The organism is Seonamhaeicola marinus, from assembly GCF_008085455.1.
Window position 1 is genome coordinate 677,405 of record NZ_VSDQ01000679.1, and the last position, 12,377, is coordinate 689,781.

Sequence of the window (12,377 nt, forward strand, 5' to 3'; positions counted from 1 at the left end):
CCATGCTTATCTAGAGTTGTCATTCTGAACTCGTTTCAGAATCTAATACGTTTTAAAAGTTCCAGTATTTTAAGAACCTCAAACCAGTTCAGTTTGACAAAAAAAGTCTATTTGGCCTTTTAAACAAGACTTTCTAGGTGGGTGTTTAGTCTATCAAAAGCAGACCCCCAACCATTATAGAATCCCATTTCTTCTTGTTGTTTGCAGTATTCTGGTGTCTCGTGAATTACACTGAACTTAAATTTAGTGGTTTCAACGTCCCCCTCAAATTCAGCAATGAGTTCAACGTTTGCAGTCATAGGTTTAAAGTCGGCAGTTGTAACTATTTTTTTAAACTCAACTATTTCTTTGTAGGTACCTTCAGAAATAAATTGAGAACCATCAGGCATTGGCATAGCGTATTTCCATTGGCCGCCTACTTCAAAATTATGTTCTAGAACAGTTAACTCTGCACCTTGGGGTACCCACCATTTGGCAATATGTTCTGAAGTTGTCCATGCTTTCCAAACAAGTTCCAGAGGCGCTTCAAAAGTTTTTTCAATAGTTAAAGTTCTGTTGGTTAAATCTTCCATTTTATTCGTTTTTTGATTTTAATTTATTAATATAATTTTCGAAAGAGTCAATTCTACTTTGCCATGCTTTATTATACTTTTCTATCCAGAGAAAGGCAGGAACTAGTGTTTCGGTATTGACTTTACAGATACGTTCTCTTCCTTTTTTTTCAAAGGAAAGAATACCACATTCATCTAGTATTTTTAGATGTTTGGAAACAGCAGGTCTACTAATGTCAAATTTTTCAGCAACTTCATTTACGGTTAATTCATTGTTAGCAAGAATGTCTATAATGTCTCGTCTTACTGGGTCTGCTATAGCTTGAAATACATCTCTTCTCATAATACGTAACCTTTCGGTTACAAATATATATGTAACTATTCGGTTACGCAAATAAATTTCAATAAAAAAAACCGATACAGATGTATCGGCTTAATTTTTAATCTTTAAATGATGTTTATTTCCACCAATTTTGTCCTTTTAAGGTCATAGCAGCTTTTAAAACGTCTTTCTGACTAATTTGACCAACAAGCTTACCATTTTCAACGATTGGAAAACGTCTGCGTTTTGCATTTAAGAATTTATTCGCAGCGTCAAAAATATTCATATTACCATCAATAGTTTCAATATTGGTAGCCATGTGTTTTTCAATAGTTTTGTCTTGCATTGGTAAGTTATAATAACGGCTTTCACTTATTTGTTTAATACAATCGCCTTCAGAAATTATACCAATAAGCTCATGTTTTTCATTCACCACAGGTCCACCAGAAATACGGTGCTTAATTAAAGCCTGCATAACACTTTCAATGGTTTGATCTGGGGTAAACGTAATCAAATTTCTAGTCATATAGTCACTAACCTTTAAAGGTGTATTGTCTACAGCATTTGCTTGTTGCCTTCTGGCTCCTTGAAAACTTTTTATTCCCATATTTTCTAAGTTTAGTATAACCTAATGTAAAAATTTTTTTTGAGGATTCCTAATGTGTTTTATGTCTAAGTGGTTAAAAATTAGCTTAAAAAAGGAGTGCAAACAGTTCAATGAAAAAGAATTAGCATTCTTTTAAGATATAAAGTGTTTATTTTTTATAGCTTTAGCGCCATAAATTTTAAGACAGATGAAAAGATTATTAGTTGTAGTGTTACTTGTAAGTGGTTTTACAATGGCAGCTCAGAGTAATGCAGATTTAGTAAAACACTATGAAGCGTTTTACGCGCAAATGAAAAAGCAAGGAGATATTAGAGGTGTAATTAATGCCATGACACATTTAAATGTATTGGCGCCATCTCAAGCTAGAAAGGATACTTTGGCTTACATTTATATGGATCAGGGTATGAACACACAGGCAATTAACACTATAGGTTATGAGCAAAATGCTAATGATTCTGATATTGCAATACAGGTAAAAGCCTTAGCGTTAAAAGCGTTAAAAGAACCTAAAAGGGCAATTACATTTTTTGAAGAAATGTTTAAAAGAAACCCAAATGCGGTAGTTGCTTATGAGTTAGCAGAACTAAACATTCAGATAAGAGAGACAGCCGAGGCAGAAAAGCATATTAACTACGGTTTGGCTAATTCTAAAGAAGATATGAAGAAGGCGTATTTTGAAAGTCAGCAACCTTACGAAGTACCTTTAAAAGCAGGGTTTATGTATTTAAATGCCATTAATACATTTACAAAAGATCCGAAAACTAATATAGACGCTGCAGTTGATATTTTAGATGCAGCCTTAAAAGAGGCGCCTAACTTTAATATGATTCAAATTACAAAAAATGAGTTACTAAGGCAGAAGCAAGTGTTACAAGCGCAAGCGGAAAAGGAAAAGAAATAAATTTTAGAACATAGATTTTAAGAAAAAAGGGCAGCATTTTAATGCTGCCCTTTTTTCGTTTATTGTTCTATGATTACCAAATTCTCACACGGTCTTCTGGTTTTATATAGAGTTTGTCATTTTCTTTAATGTCAAAAGCTTCATAAAAAGCATCCACATTTAAAAGGGGTTGAACCGCTCTGGTAATACCCGGTGAATGTGGGTCTACTTTAATTTGATTTTTAAGAGCATCTTCTCTGGCTTTAGTTCTCCAAATAGTTCCCCAAGATAAGAAGAAGCGTTGTTCTGGTGTAAAACCATCAATGTTTTCTGGTCTTCCGTTTTCTTCAAAGCTCAATTGTAAAGCATCATATCCGGCTAAAACACCACCTAAGTCTCCAATGTTTTCACCTAAAGTAAATTTACCATTAATGAAAGTATCTGGTAAAATTTCTATAGCGCTATATTGCTCAGCTAATTGATTGCCTAGACCTTCAAATTGCTCTAAGTCTTCATCTGTCCACCAATTATTAAGGTTTCCATTTTTGTCATATCGCGCTCCAGAATCGTCAAAACAATGAGAGATTTCATGTCCTATTACAGCTCCAATTCCTCCGTAGTTAACAGCGTCGTCTGCTTGCCAATTGTAGAAAGGCGGTTGTAAAATCGCAGCTGGAAATACGATTTCATTGTAACGAGGATTAAAATAAGCATTTACTACTTGCGGTGCCATAAACCATCTGCTTTTGTCAACAGGATTACCTAAGTCTTCTAGATTTCTTTTATGACTCCATTTTCTAGCATTAAGCATATTTTGATAGTACGAACCACCTTCCTCAACACCACTAATCTCAAGGTCTGAATAATCGCGCCACTTATCAGGATAAGCAATTTTCACCTTTAGAGCTAAGAGCTTTTCAATTGCTTTGGCTTTTGTGTCTTCACTCATCCAATCTAACTTGCTAATTCTATTTTCAAAAGCTTTTATAACATTAGCAATCATTTTCTCTGCTTTCGCCTTTGCTTCTGGTGGGAACTTTTCATCAACATATAGTTTTCCTAAAGCTTCTCCAATAGTTCCGTTTAGTGTTTGCAAAGCATTTTCGTCTCTTTGTCTTTGCTTTTTTGCCCCTCTAAGTGTTTTACTATAGAACTCCCATCTTGCTGTTTCTAAATCCGTACTTAAAGATCTTGAAGCTCCATTGAATAAGCTCCAACGTAAGTAAGACTTCCAATCTTCAACATTATTTTCGGTTAAAATAGTCTGTAGCGCATCCATGTACTTTACTTCGCTTACAATTACTGTGTCTATAGATTTTACACCAATACCTTTAAAGTAATTTTCCCAGTTAATGGCAGGGACCATACCTTGCAAATCTGAAATTGATCTTGGGTTGTAGCGTTTGCGAGCATCTCGTCTATCTACCTTATCCATTCTTGGTTCTGCCAAACGCGTTTCGAAAGCAAGAATTCGGTCAGCTTCCTCTTTGGCTGCAACCTCTTCTTCTCCTAAAAACTTAAGCATCTTAGAAATATAAGCAACATACTGCGCTCTTTTTTCTTTAGAATCTTCATCATCTTTAACATAGTAATCTCTATCGGGTAGCCCTAGTCTACCAACACCCAAATATGCAGCGTTAATATCACTGTTTTTAGTATGGGCACTAACGCCAAAACCAAAGAAACCACCTCCACCGTTCGGTTCCATTTCAATTAAATAGTTCTGTAGGTCTGAAATATTACTTATAGATTCAATTTTTGATAAATAAGGTTTAATTGGATTAATGCCTTGCTCGTTTCTATTTATAGTATCCATAATACTTTGAAATAGCTTAACCGCTTTATCTTGGTCAGATCCGGGAATAACTTTTATTTTACTTATGTCTTTGTCATCTGCCATTGCAGATTTTAAGATGGACAACGCATCATTGTCTGTATTTTTCATGAGTTCGTGAAAACTTCCCCAGCTGGTTCTATCATCAGGTATTTTTGTACTATCCAGCCATTTACCGTTAACGTATCTAAAGAAATCATCATTTGGTCTAACATTGGTATCCATATACTCAATATTAATTCCAGGTATAGGTTCTACCTTAACAATTTCTTTTTTTGCTTCTTGCTTACAAGAGCTCAAACCCAATAGAAGCATAAGGCTCCATAGGGATAACATTTTTGAATTGGTTTTCATTTGTTTGAAATAATTATGTTTTAATTTAAAAATGAGACGCATTAAGCTATGAAATGTTTCATTTTTTAGGTTAAAAAAGTTTAAGTGTTACAATTTAGTACTAATACTTTCTGTTTTAATGTAAACAGTAAATTTATTAACATATTTTTAATAAAATTTAACACAAAAAAAGCGGATAACTTGCAAGTTACCCGCTTTTAAAACTCAACTGTATATTTTTTAAGGCTTTTCTATATTTAGATGATCAAACTCAACTTTTTTATTCATTTGTAAGTTAAAATTTGAAAAGGCTACCAAAACATCTTTAATAGAAGCGATTAACTCTTCTTTAGAAGTGGAGCTTAAATTAGCTAAACTTTCTAGTTTTAAAAATTTGGTTTCAAAAGCATTGATTCTAGCAATTATTGAGGACGTGTTTAAAGGTTCTGGTATGTTTTGCTTTAGGTCTTTTAATGTGGTTGTAACTACTTCGTTATTTTCTATTAGGAAACTAATATCAGCTTTTTTAAAGTTATCTAAAACTGTTTGAAGTTCGTTGTATTGATCCCAATACTCTGTATATTCTATGGTTTTTTCATCAAGTAAAAAATCGTCATAATCAATTTTAGACACTTCTTTTTCGGTTAACTCATGAGACGTTTTTTCCTGAACAGTATCAGTAGTATCACTCTGCTTTTTACAAGAGAAAATAACTAGAAACAGGCAAAGCATGGTTAAAGACAGTCTGTACATAATCATATGTTTTTTATGTATAACGCAAATATATAGTAATAGTTTCTTTTATGAATTTTTTAAGAAAAAATTCACGTACTTTTGGGAGCCACTCTTTAAACTATAATTAATATGTTAGAAAGCTTTTGGGATAATGTAAAATATGGGATGAATCATGTTTTAGATATTAACGGGTATGATCATGTTTTATTTCTTATAGTTCTAACTGCTCCTTATCTATTTAAAGATTGGAAACGTGTTCTCCTTTTGGTGTCTACTTTTACTTTAGGGCATACATTATCTTTAGTTTTGGCTGCTTACGGTGTAGTAAAAGTAAACCCAAAATTAGTAGAGTTTTTAATACCAGTTACTATTTTAATTGTGGCGTTATTTAACGTGTTTACTGCGGGTAAAAATGTTAAAAACGGGAAGGTAAGTGTTTTGTTTTTATCTACCCTCTTTTTTGGTTTAGTACATGGATTGGGGTTTGCAAGGGAGTTTCATATGATGTTCGGGGATTCTGATAACAAATTATTACTTCTACTAGAATTTGCATTAGGTATTGAACTGGCGCAAGTTATTATTGTATTTGTAGTCTTGTTTTTGGGCTTCTTAGGGCAAACAATTTTTAGATTCTCTAAAAGAGACTGGGTAATGGTAGTTTCTGCTATTGTTGTTGGATTGGTGCTTCCAATGATTTTGGAAAGCGATTTGTTAGCAAAGTAAATTTACTGTCTTTTAATGCCATAGTTAACCAACGGTTCGTTTAGAAGTGTTGTATTTAGGGTATTCTTCTTCCTAAATCGTTTAAAATCACTAAACTTTTAAAAAACTTTAACGAACTAGCGTTGTAATTAAAACACGAACAGGTTATATTCGTTATTACATTTTTGCGAAAGAGATGAATGTTGACGTTTTTTAAACATGTTTCATGTAAAAGGCTCCAAGTTAAATGTCTTGATTATAGGACGCTTTCGTAAATTGGAATTTAAAAAGAATTGATGATAGAAGATAAACAGTTAAAATACGATAAGGCGTATTTAAGAATAGCAAAGGAGTGGGGAAAATTGTCTTATTGTAAGCGTAAACAAGTAGGCGCCATAATTGTAAAAGATAGAATGATAATTTCTGATGGATACAATGGAACACCTACCGGTTTTGAAAATTGTTGTGAAGATGAAGAAAACTATACAAAATGGTATGTATTGCATGCAGAGGCTAACGCTATTTTAAAAGTGGCTGCGTCTACCCAATCATGTAAAGGCGCTACATTGTATGTAACGCTATCTCCATGTAGAGAATGTAGTAAGTTGATACATCAGTCTGGAATCGTAAGAGTAGTTTATCATACGGCTTATAAAGATGATTCTGGGTTAAAATTCTTGGAAAAAGCCGGAGTGAAATTGCAGCTAATAGAAGATTTATCAGTTTAATGCATTATCAAAAAAAATATTTACCCTTAATAATTGGTGCGGCGGTAGCTGTAGGTGTTTTAGTAGGCGGAAAACTAAATTTTAGTGATTCTCCAGAAAAGCTGTTTACTAAAAATAGTAATAAAGATAAGCTTAACAGACTTATAGATTTTATTGAATACGATTATGTTGAAGATATCAACACAGATAGTATTGTTGATGTTACGGTTAATGGTATCTTAGATAACTTAGATCCGCATTCGGTATACATTCCAAGAGAGGAGCTTGCAAGTGTTACTGAGAATATGAAAGGTGATTTTGTAGGTATTGGTGTGAGTTTCTATACCTATAGAGATACAATTACAGTAATAAGAACTATTGAAGGAGGTCCAAGTGAAAAGGCTGGAATTAAAGGCGGAGATAGAATTTTATTGGCCGATGGAGATTCATTGTATGGCGCACACATTAAAGATGGGGATATTGTAAGTAGGCTGAAAGGTCCTGAGGGATCTGATGTAAACTTAACGATTTACCGAAAAGGTGAACCTGAATTCTTGAGTTTTAAAGTTAAAAGAGGCATCATTCCTATAAAGAGTGTAGATGCAGCCTATATGTTAACAGATAAATTGGGATATATAAAAGTTAACAGATTTGCTGAGAGTACCTATAAAGAGTTTAAAAAAGGTCTAGATAAGTTAATTGACTTAGGAGCTACCGAAATAGCCTTAGATTTAAGAGATAATCCCGGAGGCTTTTTAAGTCAGGCAGAACAAATAGTCGATGAATTTTTGGGAAAGAATAAACTCATATTATTTACCAAAAATAAACATGGCCATATTGAAGAGAGTTACGCTACCAAAAGAGGCGATTTTGAAAATGGTAAGATTTATGTTTTAATAGATGAGAATTCGGCATCGGCTAGTGAGATTGTTGCAGGCGCTCTACAAGATAATGATAAAGGAACTATTGTTGGCAGAAGAAGTTATGGGAAAGGTTTGGTTCAGCGTGAAATGGATTTGGGAGATGGTAGTGCGGTGCGTCTAACGGTGTCTAGATATTATACGCCTACAGGGCGTTCCATTCAAAGACCTTATAAAAAGAATGGTCATAAAGATTATTATGATGAATATTCAGATAGACTGGAAAGAGGAGAGCTGTTAGATCCTAGAAAAATAGAAGTAGCCGATTCTTTAAAATTTACCACACCTAACGGTAAAGTGGTTTATGGAGGTGGTGGTATAATTCCAGATATTTTTGTTCCTATAGATAACAGTATGCAAAATGAAACTTTAAAGTACATTTTGCAATATCAATTTTTTGATAATTTTATATTCCGCCAATTAGATTTAGACCGTCATGCTTATGATGGCTTATCAAGAGATTACTTTATAAGGAATTTCGAATTAGATGATAGTTTAGTTATTAAATTTCAAGATTACGTAAATACACAAACAAGAACCAAAGTTACTTTTGTTGCTTATCATGATGAGGTGAAACATTATTTAAAAGCCACTTTAGCAGGTCAATTATTTGGTAATGGCGCTTTTGAAGAGGTTGTAAACCAAAAAGATGTTATGATTGAGGAAGTTATTAAGCTAAGCAAAGAATTGTAGTTAGAGGCATGCGTCATGTTTTTTTGCTGTTAAAAAACATATTTTTACCTGTTTCAATTCATATTTACTTTACCCTTTACCTTTTAGTTTTGCTTTTATTAAATTAAAATGAAAGCCTAACTATGGAAGCTAAAACTATTGAACTAGTGCAAGGAACATTTGAAAAGGTTGTTCCAATTGCAGACAAAGCTGCAGAAATCTTTTACGCCAAACTTTTTGAATTAGATCCGAAATTAAAACCTTTATTTAAAGGAGATATGAAGGAGCAGGGAAAAAAGTTAATGACAATGATTGGAACAGCTGTAAACGGATTAAATAATCTTGAAGCTATAGTTCCTGCTGTACAGAATTTAGGCAGAAATCACGTTGGTTATGGTGTTGAAGATAGTCACTATGATACAGTGGGAGAAGCTCTAATTTATACATTAGGAGCTGGTTTGGGCGATGACTTTACTCCAGAGGTAGAAGGCGCTTGGGTTGAAGTGTATACTGTTTTAGCCACAACTATGAAAGATGCTGCTGCCGAGGTTGAGTTAAAAGTAGCTGGAGAAGCATCTAGCGATAAGCCTTGGTGGAAATTTTGGTAAACCAAATCTAACTCTATATAAAGGAAGGAAGAACAAGTGTTAGACTTGTTTTTTCTTTCTATGACTCTATCTTATCATGAACTTTGGTGTGCTTTCCATTGTTCCAAAGGGTTAAAATATCGGTGGCAACATGAGCACCGCTACCCGAAGCAATGGCAAATTGACTTCGCCAACCAGCGAGGGTTCCTGCAACATATAAGTTCTCTTCAATTAAGTGATCACTATTTTTTAACCAAATACGATCTTTTTCTATTGGAGATTTAGGATGAGGTTCTACATAATGTTCTAGACCTTTTATTCTCATTAAACTAGTATATCCAACAGCAACCACAATAATTTTTGCTAGGTAGTTGTTTTTGTTAGTCGTTAGTTTGAAACCATTGTCAGTTTTAAGGATGTCCAAAACCTTTTCGTTTTCAATTTGCTCAACATGTGGATATAAATCTTTAAGCTGTTGTTTTCCACTATCTAATATTGATGCTCCTGTTGTACCAGGAGGTAATCCTAAAACATTATTAAATAAAGCCGTTTGTAAATGAGAAGTTTTCTGATGCGCTATAATGCCTATGTGTTTGTCTTTTGCAAAAGCCTTATCCTTTGCAGAACCAAGCACTAAAGCACAAGATAAGCCTGCAGCACCTCCACCAACTATTAAAACATCGAACATATTTATTTACGGTTTTTTACTTTTTGGTCTATTCTCCTCGAAACTTTTAAAATAAGCATTAAGAGAATGGCGCATAAAGATGCCAAAACAGTAATAACTGCAGTAATGCTATGTTTTTCAAAAGGTGCAGCGTAATCTATTTTAGTAAGATTAAAGATAGCCATAACAGAGGCTAATATGATAACAATTGTAGAAGCTACTTTCATATGTTAATTAAATAATATTTTAATATTTACTGCAAATAGTTTTACAGCTATTGCTAATAGAATAACGCCAAATACTTTTCTAATTATACTAATACCATTAGATCCTAAAAAGCGCTCTATCTTTTTAGAAGTTTTTAAAACAATGAATATAACGAGTACATTGAGTATTATGGCTATAATAATGTTTTCAACTCTAAATTCCGCTCTAAGAGAAAGTAAAGTGGTTAAACTACCAGGACCAGCAATTAGAGGAAATGCTAAAGGGAAAATAGAGGCAGTCATAACATTATTTTCCTCTTCCTTGTAAAGCGTAATGCCAAGTATCATTTCAAGAGCAATAAAAAATAAAATAAAAGCGCCTGCAATAGCAAATGAGTTCACGTCAATGCCAATTAGGTTTAAAATGCTTTTTCCTAAGAATAAGAAAATAATCATAATACCACCTGCAATTAACGAAGCTTTTTCGCTTTGTATATGACCAACTTTTTTACGTAAATCTATAATAATAGGGATGTTGCCAATAATATCAATTACAGCAAATAATACCATGAAAGCAGTAAAGATTTCCTTAAAAACTAATTGCATGCCTTTGTTAATTACAATTAAAATGCAAAGGTCGGTATTTTAATCTTAATTAAAATCTAAAGTTTCTCTATTTTTGCAGCCTAATATATTTGAAGATATGTTTCAGTTAGGTAAAACAATAGTGTCCGAAGATGTGGTGAAGAAAGATTTTGTATGCAATTTATCTGCATGCAAAGGGGCCTGTTGTATAGACGGTGATGCTGGAGCGCCTTTAGATAAAGAGGAAATAAAAATTTTAGATGAGATCTATCCTAAGGTGAAACCATTTCTTAGAAAAGAAGGTATTGAAGCAATAGCGTCTCAAGGAACCCACATTACAACAGAAGAAGGCGAGTTGGAAACTCCTTTAATTAATAATGCCGATTGTGCATATGTAATTTTTGATGACAACGAAACGGCTATGTGTGGTATTGAGGAGGCTTATAATCAAGGTGAGGTAGATTGGAAAAAACCAGTATCTTGTCATTTGTATCCAATTAGAGTTTCAGATTATACCGAATTTTCAGCTGTAAATTATCACAAATGGCAAATTTGTGATGATGCCTGTGAGTTAGGTGAAGAACTGGGAGTTCCTGTTTATAAATTTGTAAAAGAGGCCTTAATTAGAAAATTTGGAGAAGACTGGTATATGGAGTTAGATAAAGTTGCTAAGACTTTTTAACAACTGTAATATTTCGTGTAAAAAAACCTTAAAAACCCCTTTGTTTAAAGGGGTTTTTAAGTTAAGAACATATTATTTTTTTGTAAACTTTTTGATTTTTAAAAAAACTTAAAACTCTGATTATAAGTTATTTAAGTGTTTTTTCTTGTAAACTTTCTGGTTTTTAAGGCTTTAGTTTTTGTTAAAAACTTGTTGAAAAGCTTTCGGTGTTTTTTTAAAAACATATTAATCATTTTGCAATCTTTGTTATCCTCAACTAACGAGAAAAAAATCGTCAAACTTTATATAAAAAACTAAAAAATTATGTCTCAGGCAGTAGAACCCATTCTTCAAGAAAACAAAGATCGCTTTGTTATTTTTCCAATTCAACATCACGATATTTGGGAATGGTATAAAAAATCTGAGGCAAGTTTTTGGACAGCAGAAGAAATTGATTTGCACCAAGATTTAACAGATTGGGCAACTAAATTAACTGACGACGAGCGCTATTTTATAAAACACATTTTAGCATTTTTTGCTGCAAGTGATGGTATTGTAAATGAAAATTTAGCAGAAAACTTTGTTAACGAAGTTCAATATAGTGAAGCAAAATTCTTTTATGGCTTCCAAATTATGATGGAAAACATTCATAGTGAAACGTATTCATTATTAATTGATACTTATGTTAAAGATGAAAAAGAAAAAGATATTTTATTCAAAGCTTTAGAAAATTTTCCTGCTATTAAAAAGAAAGCAGATTGGGCTTTAAAATGGATTGAATCACCAAGTTTTGCGGAACGCTTAATTGCATTTGCTGCAGTTGAAGGGATATTCTTTTCTGGAGCTTTCTGTTCTATTTTCTGGTTAAAGAAACGTGGTTTAATGCCAGGGTTAACCTTTTCTAATGAGCTAATTTCTAGAGATGAAGGTGTACACTGTGATTTTGCAGTTCATTTACACCAAAATCATTTAGTAAACAAAGTGCCAAAATCTAGAATTACTGAAATTTTAGTGGATGCACTAGACATTGAGCGTGAATTTATAACAGAATCATTACCAGTTAGTTTAATTGGAATGAATGCTAACTTAATGACGCAATACTTAGAGTTTGTAACAGACAGACTATTAAGTGAACTAGGATGTGAAAAAGTATACAATACCTCAAATCCTTTTGATTTTATGGACATGATCTCCCTACAAGGAAAGACCAATTTCTTTGAAAAACGTGTGTCTGAATATCAAAAAGCAGGTGTTTTAAATAAAGAGGAAGAGAAAGACAAGTTTAGTTTTGATGCAGATTTTTAATCTGTAAACTAAACCGTTTTTTTCTTTTGAACCCTATTATTTTCCTTAGGAAAATAAGCAAACAATTTTATAACTATACCCAACTAAACGTTCTCTAACTAAC

15 protein-coding genes are annotated in these 12,377 nt (G+C 33.0%); 7 read left to right on the forward strand and 8 right to left on the reverse strand.

Translation table 11 applies throughout. The annotated features are described in order from the left end of the window. Positions 1–119 precede the first annotated feature (119 nt). The 3 genes from FUA24_RS14095 to FUA24_RS14105 form a co-directional block, all read right to left on the reverse strand. Entirely contained in the window at positions 120–572 is a 453-nt protein-coding gene (locus FUA24_RS14095) for an SRPBCC family protein (RefSeq protein WP_148543402.1), read from the reverse strand. Between the two features lies 1 nt (position 573). Further along, on the reverse strand, positions 574–894 hold the full coding sequence (locus FUA24_RS14100; RefSeq protein ID WP_148543405.1) for an ArsR/SmtB family transcription factor: 321 nt from the start codon (positions 892–894) through the stop codon (positions 574–576). A gap of 115 nt (positions 895–1,009) precedes the next feature. Then, positions 1,010–1,480, reverse strand: a complete 471-nt coding sequence (locus FUA24_RS14105; protein ID WP_148543406.1) for a CBS domain-containing protein — start codon at positions 1,478–1,480, stop codon at positions 1,010–1,012. A 187-nt stretch (positions 1,481–1,667) separates the two neighbouring features. Here FUA24_RS14105 and FUA24_RS14110 point away from each other — a divergent pair, with 187 nt between their 5' ends. Then, entirely contained in the window at positions 1,668–2,381 is a 714-nt protein-coding gene (locus FUA24_RS14110; protein ID WP_148543408.1) for a tetratricopeptide repeat protein, read from the forward strand. 73 nt (positions 2,382–2,454) lie between these two features. Here the strand turns inward: FUA24_RS14110 and FUA24_RS14115 are convergent, their stop codons facing one another. Beyond that, positions 2,455–4,548, reverse strand: coding sequence for a M13 family metallopeptidase (locus FUA24_RS14115; protein WP_148543410.1), 2,094 nt, complete (start codon positions 4,546–4,548; stop codon positions 2,455–2,457). Positions 4,549–4,767: 219 nt separating this feature from the next. Further along, positions 4,768–5,280 (reverse strand): hypothetical protein, encoded by a 513-nt coding sequence (locus tag FUA24_RS14120; protein WP_148543412.1) that lies wholly within the window; start codon positions 5,278–5,280, stop codon positions 4,768–4,770. A 111-nt stretch (positions 5,281–5,391) separates the two neighbouring features. Between FUA24_RS14120 and FUA24_RS14125 the strand changes: the two genes are divergently transcribed. The 4 genes from FUA24_RS14125 (at position 5,392) to FUA24_RS14140 (ending at position 8,871) form a co-directional block, all read left to right on the forward strand. Beyond that, a complete protein-coding gene (locus FUA24_RS14125) occupies positions 5,392–5,985 on the forward strand; it encodes a HupE/UreJ family protein (protein WP_148543414.1) in 594 nt (197 codons plus the stop codon). Between the two features lie 275 nt (positions 5,986–6,260). After that, complete coding sequence (locus FUA24_RS14130; protein WP_148543416.1) at positions 6,261–6,692, forward strand: deoxycytidylate deaminase; 432 nt, start codon at positions 6,261–6,263, stop codon at positions 6,690–6,692. Beyond that, positions 6,692–8,284, forward strand: a complete 1,593-nt coding sequence (locus FUA24_RS14135) for a S41 family peptidase (protein ID WP_148543418.1) — start codon at positions 6,692–6,694, stop codon at positions 8,282–8,284. The genes FUA24_RS14130 and FUA24_RS14135 overlap by 1 nt, the downstream gene beginning before the upstream one ends. 122 nt (positions 8,285–8,406) lie before the next feature. Continuing rightward, positions 8,407–8,871 carry a globin family protein gene (locus tag FUA24_RS14140; protein WP_148543421.1) on the forward strand — a complete coding sequence of 155 codons (465 nt, stop codon included), beginning with the start codon at positions 8,407–8,409 and terminating at the stop codon, positions 8,869–8,871. A 58-nt stretch (positions 8,872–8,929) separates the two neighbouring features. Here FUA24_RS14140 and FUA24_RS14145 read toward each other — a convergent pair whose 3' ends face one another. The 3 genes from FUA24_RS14145 to FUA24_RS14155 are packed head-to-tail and all read right to left on the reverse strand — an operon-like array spanning position 8,930 to position 10,329. Beyond that, the gene (locus FUA24_RS14145) at positions 8,930–9,538 is read right to left on the reverse strand and encodes an FAD-dependent oxidoreductase (RefSeq protein ID WP_148543423.1); all 609 of its coding nucleotides are present in this window, start codon (positions 9,536–9,538) and stop codon (positions 8,930–8,932) included. Positions 9,539–9,540: 2 nt separating this feature from the next. Beyond that, positions 9,541–9,744 (reverse strand): hypothetical protein, encoded by a 204-nt coding sequence (locus FUA24_RS14150; protein ID WP_148543425.1) that lies wholly within the window; start codon positions 9,742–9,744, stop codon positions 9,541–9,543. A gap of 3 nt (positions 9,745–9,747) precedes the next feature. After that, positions 9,748–10,329: a MarC family protein gene (locus FUA24_RS14155; RefSeq protein WP_148543427.1), complete on the reverse strand. Its 582-nt coding sequence runs from the start codon at positions 10,327–10,329 to the stop codon at positions 9,748–9,750. A gap of 97 nt (positions 10,330–10,426) precedes the next feature. Here FUA24_RS14155 and FUA24_RS14160 point away from each other — a divergent pair, with 97 nt between their 5' ends. Both FUA24_RS14160 and FUA24_RS14165 read left to right on the forward strand, forming a co-directional pair. Continuing rightward, the gene (locus tag FUA24_RS14160; protein WP_148544289.1) at positions 10,427–10,990 is read left to right on the forward strand and encodes a DUF3109 family protein; all 564 of its coding nucleotides are present in this window, start codon (positions 10,427–10,429) and stop codon (positions 10,988–10,990) included. Positions 10,991–11,293: 303 nt separating this feature from the next. Beyond that, positions 11,294–12,274, forward strand: a complete 981-nt coding sequence (locus FUA24_RS14165; RefSeq protein ID WP_148543429.1) for a ribonucleotide-diphosphate reductase subunit beta — start codon at positions 11,294–11,296, stop codon at positions 12,272–12,274. Positions 12,275–12,377: the final 103 nt, after the last annotated feature.

Bases quoted from the DNA above. Each gene is read 5' to 3' on its own strand.
- FUA24_RS14095 (WP_148543402.1), bottom strand. From the start codon at position 572: ATGGAAGATTTAACCAACAGAACTTTAACTATTGAAAAAACTTTTGAA.
- FUA24_RS14100 (WP_148543405.1), bottom strand. From the start codon at position 894: ATGAGAAGAGATGTATTTCAAGCTATAGCAGACCCAGTAAGACGAGAC.
- FUA24_RS14105 (WP_148543406.1), bottom strand. From the start codon at position 1,480: ATGGGAATAAAAAGTTTTCAAGGAGCCAGAAGGCAACAAGCAAATGCT.
- FUA24_RS14110 (WP_148543408.1), top strand. From the start codon at position 1,668: ATGAAAAGATTATTAGTTGTAGTGTTACTTGTAAGTGGTTTTACAATG.
- FUA24_RS14115 (WP_148543410.1), bottom strand. From the start codon at position 4,548: ATGAAAACCAATTCAAAAATGTTATCCCTATGGAGCCTTATGCTTCTA.
- FUA24_RS14120 (WP_148543412.1), bottom strand. From the start codon at position 5,280: ATGTACAGACTGTCTTTAACCATGCTTTGCCTGTTTCTAGTTATTTTC.
- FUA24_RS14125 (WP_148543414.1), top strand. From the start codon at position 5,392: ATGTTAGAAAGCTTTTGGGATAATGTAAAATATGGGATGAATCATGTT.
- FUA24_RS14130 (WP_148543416.1), top strand. From the start codon at position 6,261: ATGATAGAAGATAAACAGTTAAAATACGATAAGGCGTATTTAAGAATA.
- FUA24_RS14135 (WP_148543418.1), top strand. From the start codon at position 6,692: ATGCATTATCAAAAAAAATATTTACCCTTAATAATTGGTGCGGCGGTA.
- FUA24_RS14140 (WP_148543421.1), top strand. From the start codon at position 8,407: ATGGAAGCTAAAACTATTGAACTAGTGCAAGGAACATTTGAAAAGGTT.
- FUA24_RS14145 (WP_148543423.1), bottom strand. From the start codon at position 9,538: ATGTTCGATGTTTTAATAGTTGGTGGAGGTGCTGCAGGCTTATCTTGT.
- FUA24_RS14150 (WP_148543425.1), bottom strand. From the start codon at position 9,744: ATGAAAGTAGCTTCTACAATTGTTATCATATTAGCCTCTGTTATGGCT.
- FUA24_RS14155 (WP_148543427.1), bottom strand. From the start codon at position 10,329: ATGCAATTAGTTTTTAAGGAAATCTTTACTGCTTTCATGGTATTATTT.
- FUA24_RS14160 (WP_148544289.1), top strand. From the start codon at position 10,427: ATGTTTCAGTTAGGTAAAACAATAGTGTCCGAAGATGTGGTGAAGAAA.
- FUA24_RS14165 (WP_148543429.1), top strand. From the start codon at position 11,294: ATGTCTCAGGCAGTAGAACCCATTCTTCAAGAAAACAAAGATCGCTTT.